We start from the raw sequence: 24,553 nt of genomic DNA on the forward strand, positions 1-24,553 counted from the left end.
TAAAAGTGATACTTTTGACCAGCTTTGCTATTACCTATGCCCAGCTTCAATGTAGCAGCATTTATGGCTGTAATAACAGCATTGTAGTTAGCATTGAAGGTAATACCTATTAGTAATTAGTTAAACAGATATCACTATGAGTTGTGAACTTTGAATTAAAAAATTGCTTGAACTCAATACTCACAACTCATAACTTTCTAAGATTATCGCGCCGGTAATTGTGGGTGTGTAGTCGAGTACTTTGTTACGATGCCAGAAATCTCAGGGTTGTAAAGCCTTAGATAATTCCAGTAGTTGCCAAATACTTGCCGCACATAGTTTTTAGTTTCATCAAAGGGAATTTCTTCAACAAACTCATCTGGATCTTTTGTAGTTAGAGTTTGCAACCATTTGGAGACATTGCCGGGGCCAGCATTGTAACTAGCGATCGCCAGCAAGGAGTTATTGTTATATTGATCGTGGGTATGACCCAAATACCATGTACCCAGCATGATGTTATCGTTGGGATTTTCTAAGTTGATTGTTTTGAAATCCACCTTGATTTGTGGCGCGATCCATTTAGCTGTACTCGGTAACAGCTGCATTAAACCAGTAGCTTCAGCGACAGATTTGATTTTTGGTTCAAACCGTGACTCTTGACGCATCAGAGCAGTTACTAGCAAAGGATTAAGTTTACGATCAATAGACCACTTTTCAATCTCTCGCAGATAGGGAAATGGATAACGCGCTTGCCAGTAGGTGATTTGTTTACTCAGAGTCTGATATTGGGCAAGTTCGGCTGGTATTTCCCGATCTTCTAATTTAGAAATTTCATCAATTCCGATGAGATTTTCTCCCCTAGCCTGCCGCATCAACCCTTCAGTAAATTGCTCTGCTACCGTTGGCTGAATTTTGTTCTGAAATTCTGTTTGCCATTGTAACCAGGCATCGCGGTCTTGACCTAGCAGATACAATTCTTTGAAAGTTTCAGAACCAGCAGGCGGTAATGGACGCTGAGGTGCGATTACTTCCGGGTTCATGACGCGCACGTTGTCAAAATTGCCGACATTTAGCCCTAACATTGTCGCGGCTCGCCATGCATAGTAAGAGTAGGGAAACTGGCTAATCACATACTCATAAGCAGTTTTAGATTCTTGCTGTTTCCCCAGTGAAGCTGCCCATTTACCTACCCAAAAGCCTGCTCTTGGAGCCAAAATACTATTGGGGTTATTAGTGACGATTGGTTCTGCCCATTGCCAAGCACCGACGTAATCTTTGGCTTCGGCTTTATCTTGGGCAATTTTCCAACGGTATTCTGCGGCTTCGTCAGAGTTACCGTATTTACCTATGAGTAATTGCCACGCCGCGCTAGCTGACTTTTGATCCTTGAGAGTTTGGAAAGTTTTGGCTTTTTGTGCCAGTGCAGTACCAGCTTGTTTGGGAAATTTACTAATTACCTGCTCAAGATACGGTAAGCCGTCTTTAGGTGTTTTTGCGGTTTCTGCTAACCGCAGTAGTGCCATTCCAGTTTCCTCACTATTGGGAAATTGTTGCACTAATTGTTGATAGGTGGCGATCGCTTTTTCTTTATCTTTGCCTCCTACCTGTAAGCCTCGTGCAGTACGGTAGAGGTTGCGCGATGTTTTGGGTGCTTTGGCGTAAGCATTGGCCGCTTTAGGAAATTGACTATTTTCCCAATAGCTAGTACCAATGAGTTCCCAGTCTTCGGATTTGAGGGTAGTCTGTTTTACTAGCTGATCCAAAACGCCGACTATGCCTGGTTGATCGTAGGCATACTTAGCCAAAATCAATTGTAATTGTGGCTGATTGGGATTTTCTTGCAAGCGTTTGCGGATAATTTCCCAAGTTAGAGGATTAGAAGGAAATTGAGCGATCGCAGTTTCTTGCTGCTTCGGTTGAGCAATTAGATATAGCGCTTTGACTGCGGCCGGTTCTTTAGGATACAGTTTTAGCACCCTTTGCCTGAGATCCGAGGCTTTGCCGTCCTCGCCCAACATATCCTCTGCCTGGGCTTGTTTGAGCAAAATGTAGGGCGCGAGGATGGGATAGTCTTTCTCTAATCCTTGGAGTAAAACTAGAGCTTTTTGCCCTTGGGTTCTTTCAATATAATCACTCGCCAAAAGATAACGAGCGCGATTCCGATCTGGCGATCGCGATTCTTGAGCGATCGTTGCCAGTTTTGCCGCCCGTTCTGGCAGTGATTGCGATATCAGCAAAAAGACGGCTGATTGAGCAACACTACCGTCCGATTTTTGCTCTGCTTGATTCTGACTCAGTTTGAGCCATTTTCCCAGAGACTTACCAATCTCAGGTGCTGATACCATTGCCCCAGTTAAAAAGGCAAACAGTGCTGCACCCGCAATTATCGAAATTTGCTTTTTTTGTAGTTTCTTCAGCATGAATACCCGCTGAAAAGTTTCGGTGAATTTCTTGAAACTCTAACACTCCTAACCATCAGTGTTACCAATTTTTAATTTTAGATTTTTAATTTTATGTAGAAAAATACTAATTTTCAATCCTTCAGTTGGTAGTATTGATTAACTAGCACATATTAGATACTATTACATCTATCTTGGGTATATCTTAAAGGAGACAGATGGTAGGTCTTCAGTTGGGTATTCGATTCCTACTGATTTGGGGTCACTGAACTCTCGTACCCGACAGGAAACTGAGGCAAAAGTGCAAATCTTAAAATATTCTCTCAATAGATGAAATTTGTTGCCATTACTTGGGCGTTTTCCAGTTTTGTCGGGTGTGTTATCGCCTCAGCGTAACGCACCATCAAAGATTTTCGGTGGCGTTAGGACTAGACTCCATAACGCACCCTACCAAATTAAAGCTAAGTGGAGCAGGTTTTTCGATTTGTGTAGACACCGTAACCGAAACGGTGAGAGAAATGGAAGTGGGGTTTTTAGTATATTTTAATACTTTACAAACATCTTCCAAATCCCCTATTGATTGCATTCTGTATTTTAAATTCTGACTTCTCACTTAAGTTTTTCGTGAGCAGCCAAAATAATTTTTTCGGTTTCTTCCCAGCTAATACATTTGTCAGTTACAGAAACACCATATTTTAATTCTTCTTGTTTACCAGTAATTGGTTGACTACCTTCATACAAATGCGATTCTAGCATCATGCCAACAATTGATGTATTACCATCCACTATTTGCTGAATAATATTTTCTAAGACAGCACCTTGTAATTTGTAATCTTTATTGGTATTGCCGTGGCTACAGTCGATTACAATTCTCGGTGGTAAATTTGCCTGTTTTAATTTCTCTTCTACCAGTTTGACATTTGCTGGATCGAAGTTTGGTTGACTACCACCTCTTAAAATTACGTGACCATAGCCATTACCTTTAGTTTGAAAGACGCTGACCTGACCGTTTTGATTAATTCCCAGGAAATGATGCGGGTTTCCAGCTGATTGTAGGGCATTCAAAGCTACTTGAATATTGCCATCAGTACCGTTTTTAAAACCTACAGGCATCGAAAGTCCACTTGCCATTTCGCGGTGAGTTTGTGATTCAGTTGTGCGGGCGCCAATGGCAGACCATGTAATCAGTTCACTGATGTATTGAGGTATGATTGGATCTAGTGCTTCCGTGCCAGCAGGTAATCCCAATTCTGTAATTTTTAATAGTAACTCCCGTGCAATTAATAAACCTTTCTCGACATGGAAAGAATCATCCATATCTGGATCGTTAATTAAACCTTTCCAGCCTACGGTTGTTCTTGGTTTTTCAAAATACACTCGCATAATTAGTAGCAAGTTATCCTTGACTCGCTCGGCCAATATTTTTAATCTCTCAGAATATTCGAGCGCTGCTTTTGGATCGTGGATTGAGCATGGGCCAACTACTATAAATTTCCTCCGATCCTGAAAATCCAGGATATGTTCTATTTCCTGCCTATATGCTAAAACTCTTTTTTCGGCTAATTGTGTCAAAGGTAATTTTGACTTTACTTCATTGGGAGTTAATAAGATGCGATCGTTCTCAATGTTAGCGTTTTCGATATTATTATTAAATAATTTTTTGTGCATGGGGATGCTTTGGCAATTCTATAGACGCACTTCAACTCAAAAGTGTAACACAAACCTATGAAATTTTAAAATAGCTTATTTTCTGCTTGACAAATTTTTAATTAAACTGTAAGCAAGTAAAATCATAAAATTATAACTAAAAAAGGGGAAATATTTTCCCCCTTTTTCTTTGCTATTAGACTACTGACTGAGCAGTAGTGTAGATCGTTACTGCCATACAAACACTTTGGCTTCGTATGGTCCTAAGTCAGTTATGATACCATCATCACCAGTTTCGACATCATAATTGCCTGTCCACTCGTGCCATGTACCAGCACTAGGAAAGTTAGGAACATGATACTCAGCTAGGAAGTTTTCTGAGAAATTTGCAATTACGACTACACGAGAACCTTCATCATTCCAACGAGTATAAGCTAATACTTTAGCTTCAGGATTTTCGTGGATAAAATCGATATTTTCTGTGTAGAGAGCATGATTACTTTTACGCAGGTTGGTTAAGCCTTTGTATGAATCAAATAAACTACGATTTAAATCATTCCCTAACAGTGTCCATTCGATTTTGGATGATTCAGGTTGATTAGGTTTATACTCGCCAAATTCTTCTCCCATCCAAATCAAAGGTACACCAACAGCAGTCATGAGGATGGCCACTCCTAATTTAGCCCGCCTAAAGGCTTCTTCGTCAAAAATCTCACGGTTCCCCAGTTCAACCATGAGATGATTATGGTCATGGTTGGTGAGATAATTTACCACATTGGTGGCACCCAAGAAGCCTTGGCGTTTGCAGTCAATCACATCTTTTAAACGCTCTAAATCAAATGTATCACCGCAAATATGTTCTAGAATGCAGTGATAAAAACTATCATGCCAGCAACCATCCATTGGCCCATCTACATTGGTAATACTGGTAGTTTCAGGAATGTGCTCGGCAACATTGTAAAAAGGCTTCATGCTAGCAGTTTTTTTGGCTTCCTGAACAATCCAGTGCATGAAGTCGTAGTTAGCAATTTGCCGCGCCGCATCATAGCGAATACCATCAAGATGATATTCTCCAATCCAAAAACGGATTGTCTCACCAATAAATTTCCAGGCTGGCTTAATATCTAATTTTTCATCATAATGTTCGTAATTAAACTCAGGCCCCCAATTATTATCAGGGTCACGAGGTTCGTGATGATACCAATAATCGTGGTCAATTTGTGTTAAGGGAGCGGATGCTTCTGAGTGGTTATAAATACCGTCAAGAATTACACGAATACCTCTACCATGACACTCATCAATCAAATTTTTCAACTCAGCAGTAGAACCATAACTAGATTCTGTTGCAAAGAAGTGGCGAGGATTATAACCCCAACTATAATCACCAGGATATTCTTTAAGTGGCATCAACTCAATAGCATTGATTCCCAGTTCACACAAATAGTCTAACTTTTCAATGACGTGTTTGTACTTACCTCGTGCATAAGGATCATCCTCGCCACCAGAAAAGTCACCAACGTGCAATTCATAAATTACTAATTCGTAGTCAGCAGGTAAAGGTTTATCATCATGTTGCCAAACATAAGTATCGGTAATCCTTTTCCCATCTTTGACCCGGATAACACCATCATCTTTTCCACTTTGTTCATCTATATCAGTTGCATAAGGATCTGTAACATCAACCCATTGCTCTGGTTCAAAAAACCATGAATTTGATTGAACGCGGAATTTATATTTATAAACGCCGTCTTCTAGTTCAACACTTGTGCGGAAATAACCATCATCACCTCTTTCCATTGGAATTTCTTGCCAATCAGAAAAAGAACCAATTAATGCTGCTCCTTTGTTATAAGGTGCAAATAAATTAAATTCAATTGGCTTTGCCATAGAAGTGTTTGTAATATCAAGGGTTGATAGAAATATTCTCTGATGCTCAATAGAATTTGCAAATCGCTCTAGAGAAATAATTCAATCGGGAGTGCTTCTGTCTTCAGGAAGAATTTGTGAATTGTTTATAAAACTTAACTATAGTTTTTTAATTATTGGCTGTTTCTAGTATTTGTTTCTTGACTAAAATGCAGATTTACTGTGTAGGAAATATCGCGTATAAAATATATGTGGAATATTTTTCTGTTGGCTGTCATTAGTCATTAGTCATTTGTCCTTTGTAATCACAAATGACCAAGTACGACATAACAAAATTTTTCACAATCTCATTTAGGATTGCTATATGTTTTTAACACTATTACATATACAGCAGTTTTCTTTTACATGAATTAAGTACAAAGCTACAGGTTTAAAGGCAGGAGGTAGAGGTAGAAACTGTTTATATCTGATTTGTAATTATAAATTTTGTACCTCATTTACTTACAAATTGGTGTAGCGGCAAAAAGTCATTAAATAAAACAATTGTTTGGATGAGATTAAAACGCAGATGATATTCGTTAAAAGTTAGAATATTTTCTTACCAAATATTTTCTGCCAAATTACTCTTTTTTGTTGTTAGCTTGTTGTAGATAACTTAATAACCAATTCGCCGCCGTTGCTCTGCGAGTTTGCCGAGGCCCAAATTCTCCAATTTTGTAACCTTTGAAACCCAGTTTTTCTTTTAGCATTTGTTTATTTTCAGCAGGAATGGAACGAGTCAACTTGACAGTTGCGGGGCGAGATTGAATGAAATCTGGTGGTTGTGGGTATTCACTATACCATTCTGGTGCAACTTGGCTAACGTCCCATTGTGCAATTGAGGAGTCATAGCGATAGCCTAAAGAATGCCATAGCAACTGGTTGACTGTGGCATCATCAAGTTTATCGTCAAGAATTGCCCAAATTGTTTCTGTATTAAGTGGTGGCAGGTTAGACATAAACAACTCAAAATTCCAAGTGGAAAAACTAACTACTGATTAAATTACAGCAGTTTTTAGGTATTTAGACTAGGACTTAAATTAGGAGTAGGGTAGTTTTATTACTAGAAAAGCGCTGGAAATATACAAAAACTAGTAGGTATTAAGAAAGACCGGGATTAATTTCGCGAGTTGGAGTTAAAAACAGATTGTGTATACACAAACTAGGTAGACTGGAAATCGTAAAGATTAGACTAGTCTATGCAGAATTCCACAGCACTGCCAAAGATTATCCGCGCCCATGTATTCATTTCTGGCCAAGTCCAAGGAGTAGGTTATCGCTATTCCACTGTTGATACAGCTAGGCAATTGGGATTAACCGGTTGGGTGCGGAATCTCCCCGATAATCGAGTAGAGGCAGTTTTTGAAGGGGCGCGAGAGGTTGTAGATGACATGGTTCGCTGGTGTCACTCTGGGCCACCTGCTGCTGTGGTTAAAGATGTTGTGGTTGAATATGAGGAACCGGAAGGATTACGGGGATTTGAAGTTAAGCGGGTTGAGTAAATAGTTAGTCATTTTTTCGCTCAACTAATGATACCAATGAGGAGTACGTAAAATTCCGGTTTGAACTGCCACCCGGATCGCAAGGTAGCCCGCTACACTATCACGATACTAAGACAGAAATCTTCGAGGTCTTAAGTAGCTCATTAGCTGACGAGCGGAGTTTTAGTTATAATTGCCCGCTTTTTGAAGGTAGATTGGTCATTGGTTAAATACAAATAAATATCCTAGTGGTCTGTCCCATTAATTTTGCTGGATTAAGAAAACGAACCGCATTCGCGTTAGCGTCTCCCCTTGGGAGAAGGACGCAAAGAGCACAAAGTTAAGAGGTAAAGAAGAGAAATTTAAAACTGATTTACCTATCAAAACTTTTGGGACAGACCACTAGTTTACCGCCTGTGAAAAATTTTGATTACAATGCAGATGTCCACTAGGCGGCGTGCTGTCTATCCACATAAATCCAGAAGATACTCAATGAGTAATCAATTAAAAGACTACAATCCCAGCGGTGTAGGTGAAATAAATGGCAACCTCTTAGGTTTGCCCTGCGATTATGAGTCTGCAAACTTGATTGTTTTTGGTGTGCCGTGGGAAGTCACTGTTTCCTATGGTGCTGGCACTGCTAATGCCCCACAGCGAATTCTAGATGCTTCGACTCAACTAGATTTGTTCGATTTCGATCACCCTGATGGCTGGAAGCAGGGAATTTTTATGAAAGAAATTCCCCAAGATATTTTAGAGAAGAACACATACTACCGCGCTTTGGCAGCAAAAATTATTGGGCGATTAGCCCAAGGTAAACAACTTTCAGATACACCAGATTTAACATCTGTGCTGATAGAAATTAATCAGGCTGGTCAACAGGTTAATCAATGGCTGTTTGAAAATTGTCAAGCAGCAATTAATAATGGTAAGCGAGTTGCAGTAATTGGTGGAGATCACAGTTCGCCTTTAGGTTATTTCCAAGCATTAGCAGCTAAATATCCAAACTATGGCATTTTGCACATTGATGCCCACGCAGATTTACGCGATGCTTATGAGGGATTTGAGTTTTCCCATGCGTCGATTATGTTTAATGCGATGAAAATACCGCAAATTTCTAAGTTAGTGCAGGTAGGTTTGCGTGATATTAGTCATGATGAAGTGCAAATGATTGACCAATCTGATAGTCGCATTATTGCTTATTACGATCCCGCTATTAAGCAAAAGCTTTACTCTGGCACAACTTGGATTGATTTATGTCGAGAAATTATCAGTCATTTACCTGAGTATGTTTATATTAGCTTTGATGTAGATGGTTTAGATCCAAAACTTTGTCCGAGTACGGGTACTCCTGTTCCGGGTGGGTTGGAATTAGAGCAAACTTTTTGTCTGTTCCGAGAATTGGTCAATAGTGGAAAAAAAATTATTGGCTTTGATATCTGCGAAGTCGGTGATGCGGAGTGGGATGGTAATGTTGGAGCGCGGGTAGTTTACAAGCTGGCAAATTTGATGGATTTATCAAACAGAATTCAGGAGTCAGGAGTCAGAATTCAGAATTAATTCTATATGACACTTCTCTACGTTCGCGCAGCGTGTCGCAGACAGACGCTTTGCGTAGCTTGCTTCCACGTTCGCGTAGCGTCCCGCTCTTAAGTGGTACGACAGGCTCAGTACATCGCTGGCGGATAGCGTAGCGTAAAGCCTTCTCTTCGAGAGGCTTCGCCAACGGCATGGCTTCGCTTAGAGCGAGTCCGCGAGCGTCTGAACAAGAGGGTTTAAAACCCCCACTAAATCATTCGCGTAACCTCTCTGAAAGAGAAGATTTAGTGGTTTTCAATCAGTGGCGAGTCTGTAGCAAGATCCCGCAGGATATCCCCCACTGATTGTTCTGACTCCTGAATTCTTCTTCAACTAGAATTTATATTAAGGAACAAACAATCAGTACATCAGCGTCTATCTCTATATCTCTCTTAAAACACAAATACTAAACTAATTCCAGTGCTGAAGTTCTGGAATTATATACTTTATTGTCTACTTAGTGACTGGACACTATTTTTTAGTTCTATTTTACTATGAAAATTATGCTGAAAAACTACTTTAACACGAATCAAGGGCGAATTTTCACTGCTTTGATTTTGACTGGAATTTTGTCTGTTGCTAGCGGTTTAACACTTGTCAAAAGTGCGACGGGCGCTTCTGCGAATTTATCTCTAGAAACAAGCAATGAAGTTCTTAAAGACAATATTAAACCAAACCGCTTGCCAAGTCCAGTAGCTAATGCGGTACTGCGAGATTTAGCCCGCAGCCAGGGAATTTTTACTAGACAACTGCAAATTATTGACTACAATCAACAGACTTGGCGCAATGGTTGCTTGGAGCTGCCTCAAGCTGATGAATTCTGTACCCAAGCCTTAGTTCCTGGTTGGCGGATTGTGGTATCTAATGGCAAAGAAAACTGGGTTTATCATACCAATAATAATGGGCGATCGCTACGTTTAGCTTCGGCAAACACTCCCTCAGAAAATCTGCCAGATAAATTACCTACATCTGTAAAAAATGCTGTTTTACAAGCCGCATCCAGACGTTTACAACAGCCAATTTATCAGTTAACCATTATTGAGGCTCAATGGCAAACTTGGAGAGATAGCTGCTTAGAATTAGCTAATGCTGATGAATTCTGTACCCAAGCTTTGGTATCAGGCTGGCGGGTGGTTGTGGTTGTCGGCGGAGTTGGACAAACCTTGGTTTATCATACCAATCAAACAGGTTCCGCACTCAGGCTGAATCAAAAGGCTAACGAAACTACACTGGGGCCTGTGCAAATTCCAGCTAGTGAGTTACCACCACCGTTAGATCGAGATATAGTATTTCGCCAAATATCCAGTGGGGGTTTTGCTGGCAGAACCTATGAGACTGTTTTACTCAAAGATGGGCGACTGATTCGCGTGCGGATTGGTGATGCTAATGATTCTGAACGTAGTGTTCGCCGTGTTTCTGGGCAACAGGTACAACAATTTGTGCGATCGCTAGAACGTTCTCAGTTTAATAAATTTCGGAATCTGAGTTACCCAGCCCCCAGTGGTGCTGCTGACTATATCACCTATACCCTCACCAGTCAAGAAGGTACGGTTCAGTACAACGATATTTCTCAAAATAACCTGCCAAAGAATTTACAGAAAGCAGTCAAAGCCTGGAATCAAATCGTAGCCAGCGCACAATCATAAACTTCATTGATGGAATTAAACAACAAGAGAGTGGCAAGAACCAACCTACAGACTCGCCACTCTCTTATAAAGTGACGGGTTTTAAATTTCCCAGATGCTGGCGATCGCGCTATCTTGAAAAATCAACTTTCAAGATAGCGAAACTAATGAAAGGTGTTTACGACAATATGTTATTTGGAATACTAATCTAACTCAGCGTTTTGTAAAATACCACATAGGATTAAAATTAAATATAAAGGAAACTATTAAGTATCATCTGCTCAAACAGCAATATTATATTAAATTGTCAATCGTCCAAAAGAAGTATATTAAAAATATTAATCAAGCTTATTTAGTTTAATATTGATGGATAAGCAAGTGTGTAGTAAGGACTAAAGTGCTTATTACAAAACCTCTAGTACCGCAAGGCGGAAGTCAAAAGTCAAAAGTCAAAAGTCAAAAGTATTATGGAATGTGCTTTTTAGGGATATTAAATGGTTGCTCTATTTACGCCGTGGTGTACTAGCACTAGCTTAGACATTGCACTAGTACAGCACGACGGAAATCTAGCTACTATCTCAATTAACTAGATAAGTTGCTCTGAATAACTTGTTAAAAGTAGGCAAACTTCCGCTACAGCAAACTAGTCGTTTTTGCTCAACTATACTCGATTGATGTGAAAAAATAGTACACTTAATCAAGTAATATAAACTTAGTAAAAAAACTGAGTAATAGTAACTTCTATAAATTTTCTAAAAACAGGCTTGTATATTAATCAAACATTAATTACATGGAACAAGTCATTACTTCAATGGCAGATGCTTTGTTAGTAACCAGTAATTCAGGAAAAATAAAAAAAGTAAATCGTGCTGCTCAACAATTATTTGGTTTTCAGGAAAAAGAATTAATAAATCAACCAATCTCACTAATTATTGATGAGGATCAATTTTTAATTAAAGCTATTTCTCAACATTCTTATTTAAAACGTAATTCCCAGAATATAGAAGTAGTTTGTCGAACAAAAACTAGAGAAAAACTGTTGATTGCTTTTTCTTGCTCAGTGATTCCCAAAAAAACAGAAGGACTAGAAGATATTGTCTACATTGGTCGGGATATTACTGCTTGGCAACGCCGGGAACAGCGTACAAGTGCCCAGTATTCTATTACTCGCATATTATCAGAATCACAGAGCATAAAGCAGGGAATTCCACAAATTTTGCAGTCGATTTGTCAAAACTTGGGATGGGATTTAGGCGAACTTTGGACACCAAGCCAATATATTGGCACTTCGGTACAAGGAGATAGTCTCAATGCAGTACTAAGGTGTGTGGAAATTTGGTCAAGTCGATTAGTTTCTGTGCGAGAGTTTAAAGCAATCACCTGGCAAACTACTTATACACCTAGTGTTGGCTTACCTGGTAGAATTTGGATCAGACGTTTGCCTTTGTGGATTAAAGATATCACAGTAGATGGAGATAAAAGGCGATCGCTATCGGCTGCGGAGGCTGGATTGCACGCAGCTTTTGGCTTCCCCATTTTAGACGATAGTGAAATCTTAGGAGTGATGCTTTTTTTTAGCCGGGAGTTACTACCAAAAGATAAAGACCTATTGCAGATGATGGGTTCTATTGGTAGCCAAATTGCCCAATTTATTAAACGCAAACAAGCAGAAGATGCTCTTGTAGAAAGTGAAGAGCGATATCGAGACTTATTTGAAAATGCTAATGACTTGATTCAATCTGTGAATCCATCTGGTCGTTTTTTATATGTCAATCGTGCATGGCGAGAAGCTTTGGGATATAGCGAAGCTGAAATTGCGAATATGAGTATTTTCGATATTATACATCCAGAGTTTAAACAAAGCAGTTTGCAAAGATTTTATCGCGTGCTATCAGGAGAAAAGCTTGGGCAAATAACAACTATGTTCGTTACTAAAGACGGTCAAACAATCTTTCTAGAAGGTAATATTAATTGTAAATTTGTTGAAGGTCATCCAGTTGCGATTCGCGGCATTTTTCGCAATGTAACCCAACGAGTAGCAGCAGAAGAAACACTTCGCTATCAGCAGAAAGAAACCGAACGTTTATTGCTGAATATTTTGCCAGTCACAATTTCTAGAGAGGTGAAAGAACAACCAACTAGCATTGCCGAAGACTTTGCTGATGTCACAGTTTTATTTGCAGATATCGTCGGCTTCACCGAAATTGCTACTTCTATGAGTGCAATTCAACTGCTGAACCTACTCAACCCAATTTTCTCCGTTTTCGATCGCCTCACCGAACGATATAGTTTAGAGAGAATCAGAACCATTAACGATGCTTATGTGGTGATTGGTGGCTTATATACACGCCCCCAAGCTCGTGCTGAAGCGATCGCTCTGATGGCACTAGATATGCAAACTGCGATCGCTCTATTTAATACTGAGAATAACCAAAATTTCAGCATCCGTATCGGCATCCATAGCGGTTCAGTAATGGGGGGAGTCATCGATCTGAATAAGTTTACTTATGAATGTAAAGACACAGTAGACATCGCTAGCTGTATGGAATCCCAAGGTATTGCTGGTAAAATCCAGGTTACAGAAAATACTTATAAGTGCTTATGTGATGAATTTGTATTTGAAAAACGAGGCGAAATTGAAGTTAAAGGCAAAGGGAAGATGATAACTTATTTGTTGATTGGACGGAAGAGATGAGGGGATTGGGAAAGAGGAGGCAGGAGGCAGAAGTTCTTTAATTTTGAATTTTGAATTTTGAATTGATTTTTCCTCCTGCCTATTCCCTTAGTGAGTATTCGGAATCACCCGACCACAGGGATAAGTTGCTGTTTGCTGTGAAGCACTTTCAGCAACTGCTGCTGGAATCCGATCCGATGGTTGGGTTTTGGCTGCTAGATAGTCTTTTTGCAGTTTCTCTAAAATGGCTTCTCGCCTGTCATAGACGCGCTTCAGGGGACGAGGCTGGCATTTGTTTAACACATACGCTGTCACCAGTGGTAGAGCAATCGTGCTATCGGTATAACAAACGATTGTGTTAAGTAACTCATCGGGGTCAATCTTACCCCAACTGACAGCTTCCGATGGGGTTGCTCCAGATAAACCGCCTGTATCTGGACGTGCATCGGTAAACTGCACAAAGTAATCGTGTCCTCGTTCTTCCAACCCCAAGACTTCGTGAAGTTGGGGCTGAGTTTGTAGCAAAAAGTTTTTAGGACTACCGCCACCAAGAATTACCGCCGCACTTTTACCTCCAGATTCACGGGCATTATATGCGATCGCTGCTGTCTCATTCACGTCAATTGATGGATCTATCACCAACTGCGAACCTTCCAATGCTAAAGCCGCCACGTTCATCCCAATTGAGCTATCTCCTGGAGAAGACGTATAAATCGGTACGCCATATTCATAAGCTGTAGCTAGCAAGCAGGAATGCTGCACACCCAATTGCTTTTCTACTTCTCGGACATATTTACCTAGTAAATAGTGAAATTCAGCCGTTCCCATCCGCTTTTGAAACGCTTCTCCTTGCAGAATCTTACGGATGAACGCATCAGTTTCTAGCAGCACATCGTAACCAAAGATAATGTCATAAATGCGGATCGTGCCTTCTTGACGCAGTTTCACATCATCCAAAAACGGATTACCAGCAAAGAGTTCAAAACCCAAACCATAGTGCATATCGTGGTAAAGATTTGCACCAGTGCTAATCATCCAATCAATAAAGCCGTTGCGAATTAAGGGTGCAAGCGCTGAAACCCCAAATCCTGCTGGCGTCATCGCACCAGAAAGGCTAACGCCCACCGTGACACCTTCCGTTAGTACATCGCGACTCAGTAGTTGGCAGATTTCCCGCAACCGCGCTGAGTTGTAAGCGGTGAAGTATTGATCGATCAAATCCACTACATTGATATCATTTGATATTGGTGTAGGTGCAATTTTTTGACCCAGCTGTTTAGACATTTTGGCACTCCCGAACAGTAAACACGCCGAATCTTATGTTATCTAGCTTTCAGCCAAAGTGATAGCAATACTTTTTTGCCACTAAGTTGTATACAATTCAGAGGGGGCAATCGCTTCTTCAGCCTCAGCCCGTAGCCAAAGCATCAGAGAAGGTGCGCAGGATATCTGTCGCAAACATTTTTGAATTGCTATAAGTCACAAATGCTTATACCAATTCAATTAATGATTGCAACACATCCTTGGGTAAAGACGCGATGAATCGCGTCTCTACAAATGGTCTATTTGTCGCATTCTTTTTTCAAATTGGTATGACCTCGCGGTTACAGCAGTTTAATAACACTGCCGTCACTGAGTTGTCCCCCCTGTTTGAGGAGTACGGACTAGTGCCGCAAGGCGGAAGTAAAAAGTCAAAAGTCAAAATGAATATAGCATAAGCGTTTTATTGATTTGGAATGGGTGGTTTATTTACGCCGTGCTGTACTAGACGCACTCGGCATCCTTGAAGATGTGGAAATTGGTTTGTAACTTTTTTGGGTGAATATGAGTCAATTTTGCTAAACTTTCAGTTAGCCTGAAACTCATAACTCACCACTCAGGACTAATGCAAAATAGGCAAGAACAAATTTCGCAAGTGGTAGTGACTGCTGGGCAGATGCGCGATATTGAAAAGCGGATCTTTGCAGCGGGAATGCCTGTAGTTGCTTTGATGGAAAAGGTGGCGGGATTAATTGCTCGTCGCATTCCAGAGATTCTTTCAAACACCGCTTTGTTAAGGGGATCTCGTGTGGGAATTCTTGTCGGTCCCGGTCATAATGGTGGCGATGCTTTAGTCGTAGCCCGTGAATTATACTTTCGCGGGTATGAGGTTTGGATTTATGCTCCTTTTTCTAAGCTTAAGGAATTAACTTCGCAGCACTTGCAATATGCCCAGAGTTTGGGCATTCCAATTTATCAAACAATTGAGCAACTGCCAGATTCTGATTTGTTGATTGATGGCTTGTTTGGATTTGGTTTAGAAAGAAACCTGACCGATCCGATCGCCTCTGCAATTAATCAGCTAAATGAATTGTCTGTACCGATTTATAGTATCGATTTACCTTCAGGTTTACACACCGACACAGGCGAAGTATTGGGAACTGCCATTCGCGCCACTCACACATTTTGCTTAGGTTTATGGAAACTAGCTTTCTTCCAAGATCGAGCGTTGGAATATCTTGGGAAAGCTGAGTTAATCGATTTCGATATTCCTTTGGCTGATGTGGAAGCTGTTCTCAAAGATGCACCTAAAATTAAACTTATTACACGAGCAAAGGCACTTGCCACTTTACCTTTACCCCGTCCAGCAGTTACTCACAAATATAAGGAAGGACATTTACTGCTGATTTGCGGTTCGCGGCGTTATGCAGGTGGGGCAATTTTAACTGGTTTGGGTGCTAGGGCTAGTGGTGTCGGGATGCTTTCGATTGCCGTACCCGAATCCCTGAAATCTCTTTTGGTGTCACACTTGCCAGAAGCGCTAATTGTTGGTTGTCCAGAGACGGAAAGTGGAGCCATCGCCCACCTACAACTACCAGAAAACACCGATCTGAGTTCCTTTAATGCGATCGCTTGTGGCCCCGGTTTAACACGAGATGCTACGCCCATTGTGCAAGAAGCGATCGACAGCGATCGCCCTTTGCTTCTCGATGCGGATGGTTTAAATATCTTGGCACAAATGGGAGCGATCGCCACGCTAGAAAAACGCCAAGCAGTAACCGTACTCACACCCCACACTGGCGAATTTGAGCGATTGTTTCCTGATGTCCCCGATGCCAAACATGACAGGGTGCAAGCAGTAAGGGAAGCAGCCGCGCAAAGTGAGGCGATAGTGTTGTTGAAAGGGGCGAGAACTGCGATCGCCAACCCTCAAGGTGCTGTTTGGATTGTTCCTGAGAGCACACCCGCTTTGGCGCGTGGCGGTAGCGGCGACGTGTTAACTGGGCTGCTAGGTGGATTGTTGGCGCAAGCAGCAACTAAACAGATTCCCGTAGAAGATATTGTAGCAACTGCTGCTTGGTGGCATTCCCAAGCAGGTATTTTAGCAGCCCAAGAGCGCACCGAATTGGGTGTAGATGCGTTTACATTGACACAATATTTGATAAAAGTTCTAAGTAATTAAACAGCTTTTAACTATGACTCTAAAAATCCAGACCGAAAAAGAAAAATTACAGGCAAGTACTAGTTTAAAGATAAATCAAGAAACAGAAAATGAAAAAGTTCTATGTTCTCATTGTCAGCGCACCGTTACCAACGGTATTAAATGTAAAGGCATTTGTGTGGCTGACAATGACTATTAAAGGAATAGCACTAAGAAAAGCAAAAAGGCTTGTGATTTAAGCGGTTTGTAATTGCTTGCGTAATTCGTGCCAGGGTTTGATCATTAAGGAGTAAGCTTTCGGACGACGTTTCTTTACTCGTGCTTCACTGCGACCTGGGCGTTCTGGAACGTGCGGCGGCGGATAATACCGCCCATCGACTCTACCCAAATGACCTTAAAACAGGTATCTTCCCGAATTAGGGCGATCGCTTCTGCAAACTAATCAGCCACTTCAAATTTTTAACGTAGGCGTAGCCTGCCGTAGGCATCGCAAAACTTTTCGGTCTACTGAAAGTAATTTAAACTCAAATATTGGATTTGTATAATTTTATTTGAGAACGGGTAATAAATAATTTATTTACTATTACCCATTACCAACCTTAACTAACTACCGCTTGCGCTTTTTCTTCAGCTTTTTTCTTAACTAGTACATAAGGCGTTTCTGCACCTTGTGCCAAATACTCAGCTAGCTGACTTTCAATTTGATCGCGCACAATTTGGCGATACTCTAGAAAATGCTCGTTGTGGGCGCAAGCAGAAATGTAATGTTCAATAACTCCAGGGTTACGCTTGAGAATGCTGAACAAATGATGCCAGAATTTCCAGCGGGTTTCCCGTTTGATTCCTTGTCGCCAAATCACAATCAGCAACGCTTTTACAACTACCCACTCTGGCATTTTTGCTGGGGCTTTCCAACTTGGCAAGCCCATCATCAAGAAACAGCGATAGGTGCGATCTAAATACTGTACTGGGTCGTATAAAGTACAGAACGCTTCAATATATTCTCGTGCAAGTTCTTCCAAGGGACGGGTGGGCAGGAAGTTCATCAATGTTGTTTGGTTGATGTTGCCATCTTGATTTTCCCGCAGTCGCCCTTCTTTTTTCAGGCGATGCCAAAGCGCAGTATTAGGTAACGCTTGTAACATGGCAAAGGTAGTTGAGGGAATTGCTGCTTGTTCAGCAAAGCGGACAATGCGATCGCCTGCGCCTGCTTTTTCGCCATCAAACCCAATAATAAACCCAGCCATTGGGCGCAATCCTGCTTTGATGATGGTTTCCACTGCCTCAGTTAGGGAACTGCGAGTATTTTGAAACTTCTTAGTCATTTGCAAACTATCTTCATCCGGCGTTTCGATTCCCAAAAACACCGCCGAGAAACCACACTCAACCATCAACTCCAACATTTCTGCGTCTTGCGCCAAGTCAATTGAAGCTTCCGTGTCAAATCCGAAGGGATACTTGTGTTCTGCCATCCAGACTTTTAACTCTTTGAGCAACAATTTTACATTTCGCTTGTTGCCAATAAAGTTATCATCCACCATGAACACACCCCGCCGCCAACCCAGTTCGTAGAGGTAATCTAACTCTGCTAAAAGTTGAGCTGGGGCTTTGGTACGCGGTTTGCGCCCGTAGAGAACAATAATGTCGCAAAATTCGCACTGGAAGGGACACCCACGCGAAAACTGCACTGACATCATGTCATAAGCGTTCAATTCTAATAAATCAAAGCGGGGTATTGGTGTGCTTGTGACATCAGGTTTTTCTGTGGCGCGGAAAGTGCCAGATGTGTCTCCCCTTTTTATTGCCTCAATAAACATGGGTAGCGTGATTTCCCCTTCATCCAGAATCAGAAAATCTGCGCCAACATTTTCAACTTCGTGAGGTACAGAGGTGGGGTAAGGGCCGCCGACTGCGACTAGCTTGCCACGTTTTTTTGCTTCCTGGATTTGGTCAAGTAAATCTTGTTTCTGGACAATCATCGCCGAGAGGATTACCACATCTGCCCATGCCCATTCTGCTTCTGTTGCTGGGCGGATGTTGCGATCAACCAGCTTGAATTCCCATTCTTGGGGCAAAATCGCCGCTACTGTTACTAAACCCAGAGGTGGTAATAAAACTTTGCGATCGACTAACTCCAAAATTTTTTCATAAGACCAAAAGGTTTTAGGAAATATCGGATACATTAACAAAATTCGCATTTAGTATCGATCCTCACACTTTGTTGTTACACTACTCTAACTAAAATTAAGAGCTATTAACTTTTTACTAAAGTTGTTTTATTGTCCCATTGAGATTTTTAACTTAAATCAAGGGACTGGGGAGCAGAGAGGAAAGAGATAATTTTCCATTCTTCACCTATACTCAATGACGCCAGTCACTAATGGAGAAAACCCCAGAAGCTCTCTACGAAATTAGGATAATTTTCTGCTAATATTTTCCAAACGTTGTCAAAAGCCACAGATTATAATCAATTTTTAGCCTTTTCAACACCGCTAATTTTCAAAACATCACTCATGGTTGCACAATAATTTGGCAAGCCGAAACTATCAGGATTGATGAATTTTTCGTATGTAAAATGCCGATAGTTCATGCAAAATCGATCCCAAGCGGCCATCCGAATGCGGAACAGAACAATAATCAAATTAGCCAATGCTATAGATATGGGGATGCGAAAGTAAATCTTTTTGCCCAGATAAGCACAAACTTCTTTCACTGCCTGATTAGCAGTTAACGGTGCTTGACCTAAAACAAGCCGACGTGGTTGATCGCTTTCGAGAGGACGATCAATCAAATATCGCACGACAGTGGCAATATCTCGTCCGTGGATAAAGTGAAAACTGCCATCTGCTTCCAAAAAGCGAATCAAATTAATATATTTCGTAACTTCTGGAATGCCATACGTGAGGTGAGAATAGGGTTTATTGGCATCACCACCTAATACTAAAGTCGGAAATACTGTGGTAATTTTGGGTGCGATCGCTAATTTTTCTTTTTTCTCTAAGCACTCATATTTAGAACGGATGTAATCTGTCCCAATTTCTCCGGCTTCTTTTAATGGTTGATTGTAGCGATCCAAAACGCTAGCTGTCGAAAAATAAATCACCTGTTGGCAACGTTCTGGATCTAGCAGTTCGAGTAACTCTATAGTCTTGACGACATTAATATCAAATGTCTGATCACCACCCCAAGCTGTGGCTGTGAGTACCGCTGTATCAATTGTGGATAGCAAATCAGCAAACTGGTGAAGATTTTGCATATCACCTTGTAAAACGTTGATCCCTGAACGTATCTTGGTATCAACTTGCAGTTTGCTTGGGTTCCTAACTAGTAGATACAGTTCGTGATCTGTTTCTTTAATTAAGGCTTCTGTTAAATAATGACCTACACAACCACTTGCACCAGTCACTAAAATCCGTTTCTGGCTCATAGAAAATTTTGAAAAATTTAGGAGTTAAAAGTGAAGAATTAAAAATAAAGTTAAAAGTTCCGAATCAGGAGTTAAAAATAAAGTTATGAGTTAGAAGCGAAGAGTTAAAAATAACTCTGCACCTCACAACTAATAACTTCATAACTCATAACTCCTAACTCTTAACTCATAACCCATAACTCCTAACCCTTAACTCCTGCAAGATTCAATTCCTTTGCCGTTTCAAAGAAGAAAGCGACATTTTCTTCGGGAGTTTCTGGTAAGACACCGTGACCGAGATTGAGAATATGACCCCAATTGCCAGCTTTGCGAACTGTATCAAGAATGCGATCGCGGATAAACTGTTTAGAGCCGAATAGTACGCCTGGGTCAAGATTTCCTTGAACTTTCATTTGTTTACCCAATCTGGCTCGTGCATCTGCCATATCTACTGCCCAGTCTACACTGACTATATCAGCACCAGATTGTCCCATTCTTTCCAACACACCCGCACTACCGCTAACTAGTAAAATCAAAGGTGTATCGGGATGGGTTTGCTTGACTTGTTGGAAAACTCTCTGCTGATAGGGGAGAGCAAAGGTATCATAATCTTGAGGACTCAATTGACCCGCCCAAGAATCGAACATTTGCACAACTTGAGCACCAGAGTCAATTTGGTAGCGGGCATAGATGGCGATCGCATCTGCTAGTTTAGCTAAAAGTTGATGCAATATCGTCGGATCTGAGAATGCCATGTTTTTGATGATGGAGTAGGTTTTAGAACCTTTTCCCTCAACTGCATAAGCTGCTAACGTCCACGGCGCACCCACAAAGCCCAACACGGTTGATTTATCGCCTACTTCCGAACGCAGCGCTTGCAAAATTGTTTTGATAAATGGTAGAGCTGCTTCTGGTTCTAAAGGATGCAGACGCTCAATTTGTTCTTGAGTACGCAGGGGCGAATGAATGATTGGCCCTTTACCTTCGGCAATGTCCATGTCAATACCCAAACCAGGTAATGGGGTGACAATATCAGAAAATAAAATTACTCCGTCTGGTTGAAAAGCTCTCCAGGGTTGCAAGGAAACTTCAATTGCCACTTCTGGAATTTCGGAGCGATCGCGAAACGAAGGATACTTTTCTCTTAAGTCTCGATATGCTTTCATATATCGTCCCGCTTGTCGCATCATCCATACAGGGGGACGATCTACTACTTCACCACGAGCAGCCCGTAAAAGATGAGGAGTCGTTGAAGAAACACCCATTTATTACTTCATCCTAAAGAGTCACTTTTTTATGCCACTGTTTAGCTTATCATTCTGGGATTACGCTTTTCCAGCAGGTTTTCAGGAAAAGGTGAATAGCAGGGCATAATAGTAATATTTTATAATATTTTGATTATTGGATATGAGCGCTCGGTTGGCTTGACTACAGTTATTAATGCCAGCAAGCGCTACAAGTTATTCTTTTTTTGGCTGATCCGATGAAATCATCGCTTTGAGTTCCACGTAGAAATGCACCTCTGACTTATACATCAAGGGAACGTATCAGAAAAACTGCATGACAAATAAAAAATGTGTCTCTACGCTTGACGTAGAGACACATCCTTAAGGATTTTCAACCGATATCGCGATCGATTTATCCTTTCACTGTCGCTTTATGTTGTGAGCGTTTGAAAAGTGAAGTCATACCACAAGCACCTATTGCTAACACACCTAACATCGCACTAGGTTCGGGAACGCTCTCGGCTAGTCTATAGGCGTGGTTATCTGTTTCAAAGGCAACACCATTTGAGCGCATCACAACTCGGTCAAATGTTTCTCCTGTATCAGCTACAAGATTGACAAACATATTAGCTTGAGAGCTAGTCCAACTACCATTAGCTATAGCATTTGGCACATCTGCACCACTAAAAGTCTTTAACTTCTGATCACCTTTGTAAATGTCAACAAAGTTGTAATCATCCAATGAACCTGCATAAAAACCGAAGTAATTAACAGCTTTTTTGAAGTTAATGTTGACAAAACCACTGTCGCCTGCAACATTACTACCTGACGGAGCAATTGTGAGAAATTTGGTGTTATCCCCATAAGGTGAGGCGTATTGACCACCTACACTACCTTGAACAATGTTACTAGTAATATTAGAGTAAGTAACAAATCCATTAGGATCGTTTGCTGTGCCATCGTCAAAGGTGACAGTTTTGGCATCAGCGTAGCTAGAAAACGGGCCAGTATTGACTTTCAAACTTACGGCACTAGCTGGATTCGCACTCATGATTACAGCAGTCATTCCGAGTAAAGCCAAAGAGATTTTTTGCAGCATTCTAGTAATAAATCTTGAAGAACAGAAAGAGAATGAAGACTGAACTTTTCTGGAAAACTAGCTCTAAAAAACTGGTTTCCTTACTCCAACAAATTAGAAGAAAATCACAAAGATTATTAGGTCTTGATATATGAATGTTGTTGGGTAAAACAAGCTCAAAGATATAAGTTTATCTTGATGCCTTGTGATACTATTTTTATTTTTATGACTCAGAAAAGATACAGTGTATATACTAAAATATCTTTAAAGATTATGTGAAGGATCTTGTGCAATTGTAGTGGGTAGGACAAACGCATCTAAATTACTTTCGATCGCAATCAAGGTTAAGAACCAACAAAAAATCACCATTTCTCGTTTGCTTTAGTTTTCAAGACTCAAAACGATGTCTATGATAAGCTACCCCTAAATGGATAGGTTAATGAGATTATTTCCGACTCTATTGAGAATATACTTATATTATTGACATAATATCCTCGCCTTAGAGAAGTGACTAGTGGCGAGTGGCGAGTGGGGAATGGAAAATAGGGACTGGTGATTGAGAAATAGGGTAAAACAAGAATCAATATTTAATTGAGAATTGGGCATTAGTTATTCTCCCCCTGCTCCCTATCTCCCCAATCTCCCTATTCCCTCACTCCTCTAACTTCTTATGCAAACTGACTCTAACAGTCCCGATCGTGTTGCATCTGCTAATAACGATCCTAATCCAGGAAAGTTTTTGATTCCGCGATCGCAGCGACAGAGGTTCTTTATTCAGTTTACCTTAATGACCCTGATCGGATGGGTTGTGGGTGGTATTGCCAGTATCGCTTTAGAGAAAATTATTCTCCAAAGTCTCTCACCTAACGTTGCTATCCAACCACAAACATGGAGCATTTTGGTTAGAAGTCTCAGTAATGTTATATTTGCTGTGATTTTTGCTGCCGACCAAGCCCTTGCCCTTTATCGATATTTACCGGGTTGGCAGTGGCTAGTTGCTACTAGTGTAGGTTGGCTGATTGCCAACGGCGTTTCTACAGCCTGGATTAACTACATTTCAACCATTGCCTCATCATCTTCTGAAGATACTTTGATTTTTGGATTTTTGTCTGCGATCGCATATATCATCTCTGGAATTTGGCTAGGGATTTGCCAATGGCTGGTATTGAGGCGATATACAACAGACATTTGGTGGTGGAATTTTTTACCCTCAATCTCTTTTTTCTGGATTACTATTTTGGTTTGGTTACTTTTTATTGTGCAAAATTTGATTCCAGAAACTTACCGTACTCCCATACTATATTGGAGTGGACAAGGACTGACAGCAGCGATTCTAGGAGCCATACCAGCAATTGGTTTGTGTACATTGAAAAGAAATTTACATTCCAAAACTGGAGTTTCTTCCTGACTTTTATCGATATATTCCATAACCTTAATATTTATGACTCGCCCGCGTATTCTCCAACTTGGTCAAAGTTATACATTTAGTAAGTATTTTGAATTACCTTATGCCCCAGCAGATATCTTGGCGGAACTGGGATGTAGTTACGAACGCGCATCGCTACAACTACCACAATATTCAGGTATAATTGACTATTTAGAGTTTTTACAGCGTTACTTACGGCGCAATATCATGCGCGTAAATCCGATCAGTGAAGCTGCACGTGAAGTTTTAATTGCTCCTATTTTGTTGGAAGTTTGCGACCAAACGCAAACTCAACTGAATATTGAGTATCCGATTAATGTTAGCGAACAACTCAAAGGAAGTTTTGATTACTATATTTCATCTTCAAATTCACTGTTAGTAGTTAAAGCCAAGCAATCCGATTTAAGCCAGGGATTTACTCAACTTGCAATTGAATTGATAGCACTTGACCAATGGACAGATTCGCAAACACCAGCTTTGTATGGTGCTGTAACAAATGGAGAAGATTGGCGATTTGGAATATTTTATCGGCAAGATAAACGGGTCATGCAAGATATCAAACTTTATCGCGTTCCAGAAGGTTTGGAAGAATTAGTGCGAGTGCTTGTAGGAATTATTACCAATGCTAGTAGTTAATTATGTACTCAAGTCACTGCACCCCAGAGGATACAACCAGTTCCCCAATCCCTAGTACCCAATACCCAGTCT

Annotated in this window: 17 protein-coding genes; 7 read left to right on the forward strand and 10 right to left on the reverse strand. The window is 40.8% G+C overall.

All coding sequences use genetic code 11. The features are described from left to right. Positions 1-203 precede the first annotated feature (203 nt). The 4 genes from NLP_RS16165 to NLP_RS16180 form a co-directional block, all read right to left on the reverse strand. Positions 204-2,399 (reverse strand): lytic transglycosylase domain-containing protein, encoded by a 2,196-nt coding sequence (locus NLP_RS16165; protein ID WP_104907283.1) that lies wholly within the window; start codon positions 2,397-2,399, stop codon positions 204-206. 588 nt (positions 2,400-2,987) lie between these two features. Beyond that, the gene (locus NLP_RS16170) at positions 2,988-4,046 is read right to left on the reverse strand and encodes a 3-deoxy-7-phosphoheptulonate synthase (protein WP_104907284.1); all 1,059 of its coding nucleotides are present in this window, start codon (positions 4,044-4,046) and stop codon (positions 2,988-2,990) included. 207 nt (positions 4,047-4,253) lie between these two features. Next, a complete protein-coding gene (locus NLP_RS16175; RefSeq protein WP_104907285.1) occupies positions 4,254-5,912 on the reverse strand; it encodes an alpha-amylase family glycosyl hydrolase in 1,659 nt (552 codons plus the stop codon). Between the two features lie 599 nt (positions 5,913-6,511). After that, entirely contained in the window at positions 6,512-6,889 is a 378-nt protein-coding gene (locus NLP_RS16180; RefSeq protein WP_104907286.1) for a DUF1823 family protein, read from the reverse strand. Positions 6,890-7,129: 240 nt separating this feature from the next. On the opposite strand from NLP_RS16180, the gene NLP_RS16185 reads away from it, so the two are divergent. From NLP_RS16185 to NLP_RS16200, 4 genes are all read left to right on the forward strand, one after another. Continuing rightward, a complete protein-coding gene (locus NLP_RS16185) occupies positions 7,130-7,432 on the forward strand; it encodes an acylphosphatase (RefSeq protein WP_104907287.1) in 303 nt (100 codons plus the stop codon). Positions 7,433-7,903: 471 nt separating this feature from the next. Beyond that, entirely contained in the window at positions 7,904-8,971 is a 1,068-nt protein-coding gene (gene speB, locus NLP_RS16190; protein ID WP_104907288.1) for an agmatinase SpeB, read from the forward strand. A 512-nt stretch (positions 8,972-9,483) separates the two neighbouring features. Then, positions 9,484-10,635: a hypothetical protein gene (locus NLP_RS16195; RefSeq protein WP_104907289.1), complete on the forward strand. Its 1,152-nt coding sequence runs from the start codon at positions 9,484-9,486 to the stop codon at positions 10,633-10,635. Positions 10,636-11,404: 769 nt separating this feature from the next. Further along, entirely contained in the window at positions 11,405-13,309 is a 1,905-nt protein-coding gene (locus NLP_RS16200) for an adenylate/guanylate cyclase domain-containing protein (protein ID WP_104907290.1), read from the forward strand. A gap of 87 nt (positions 13,310-13,396) precedes the next feature. Here NLP_RS16200 and NLP_RS16205 read toward each other — a convergent pair whose 3' ends face one another. Beyond that, entirely contained in the window at positions 13,397-14,572 is a 1,176-nt protein-coding gene (locus NLP_RS16205; protein ID WP_104907291.1) for a homospermidine biosynthesis protein, read from the reverse strand. Positions 14,573-15,173: 601 nt separating this feature from the next. On the opposite strand from NLP_RS16205, the gene NLP_RS16215 reads away from it, so the two are divergent. After that, positions 15,174-16,730, forward strand: a complete 1,557-nt coding sequence (locus tag NLP_RS16215) for an NAD(P)H-hydrate dehydratase (protein WP_104907293.1) — start codon at positions 15,174-15,176, stop codon at positions 16,728-16,730. 214 nt (positions 16,731-16,944) lie between these two features. On the opposite strand, the gene NLP_RS33260 is transcribed toward NLP_RS16215, so the two are convergent. The 5 genes from NLP_RS33260 to NLP_RS16235 all read right to left on the reverse strand — a co-directional run bounded on the left by NLP_RS33260 (position 16,945) and on the right by NLP_RS16235 (position 22,440). After that, on the reverse strand, positions 16,945-17,097 hold the full coding sequence (locus NLP_RS33260; protein WP_158680422.1) for a hypothetical protein: 153 nt from the start codon (positions 17,095-17,097) through the stop codon (positions 16,945-16,947). A gap of 211 nt (positions 17,098-17,308) precedes the next feature. Then, positions 17,309-18,907 (reverse strand): B12-binding domain-containing radical SAM protein, encoded by a 1,599-nt coding sequence (locus NLP_RS16220; RefSeq protein WP_104907294.1) that lies wholly within the window; start codon positions 18,905-18,907, stop codon positions 17,309-17,311. Positions 18,908-19,176: 269 nt separating this feature from the next. Beyond that, the gene (locus tag NLP_RS16225; RefSeq protein WP_104907295.1) at positions 19,177-20,136 is read right to left on the reverse strand and encodes an NAD-dependent epimerase/dehydratase family protein; all 960 of its coding nucleotides are present in this window, start codon (positions 20,134-20,136) and stop codon (positions 19,177-19,179) included. 182 nt (positions 20,137-20,318) lie between these two features. After that, on the reverse strand, positions 20,319-21,380 hold the full coding sequence (gene hemE, locus NLP_RS16230) for a uroporphyrinogen decarboxylase (RefSeq protein ID WP_104907296.1): 1,062 nt from the start codon (positions 21,378-21,380) through the stop codon (positions 20,319-20,321). 373 nt (positions 21,381-21,753) lie between these two features. Continuing rightward, complete coding sequence (locus tag NLP_RS16235) at positions 21,754-22,440, reverse strand: PEP-CTERM sorting domain-containing protein (protein ID WP_104907297.1); 687 nt, start codon at positions 22,438-22,440, stop codon at positions 21,754-21,756. A 649-nt stretch (positions 22,441-23,089) separates the two neighbouring features. Here NLP_RS16235 and NLP_RS16240 point away from each other — a divergent pair. Beyond that, complete coding sequence (locus NLP_RS16240) at positions 23,090-23,827, forward strand: hypothetical protein (protein ID WP_104907298.1); 738 nt, start codon at positions 23,090-23,092, stop codon at positions 23,825-23,827. Between the two features lie 33 nt (positions 23,828-23,860). Beyond that, positions 23,861-24,481, forward strand: a complete 621-nt coding sequence (locus NLP_RS16245; protein ID WP_104907299.1) for a hypothetical protein — start codon at positions 23,861-23,863, stop codon at positions 24,479-24,481. Positions 24,482-24,553 lie beyond the last annotated feature (72 nt).

The organism is Nostoc sp. 'Lobaria pulmonaria (5183) cyanobiont', assembly GCF_002949795.1.
Taxonomy (GTDB): domain Bacteria; phylum Cyanobacteriota; class Cyanobacteriia; order Cyanobacteriales; family Nostocaceae; genus Nostoc.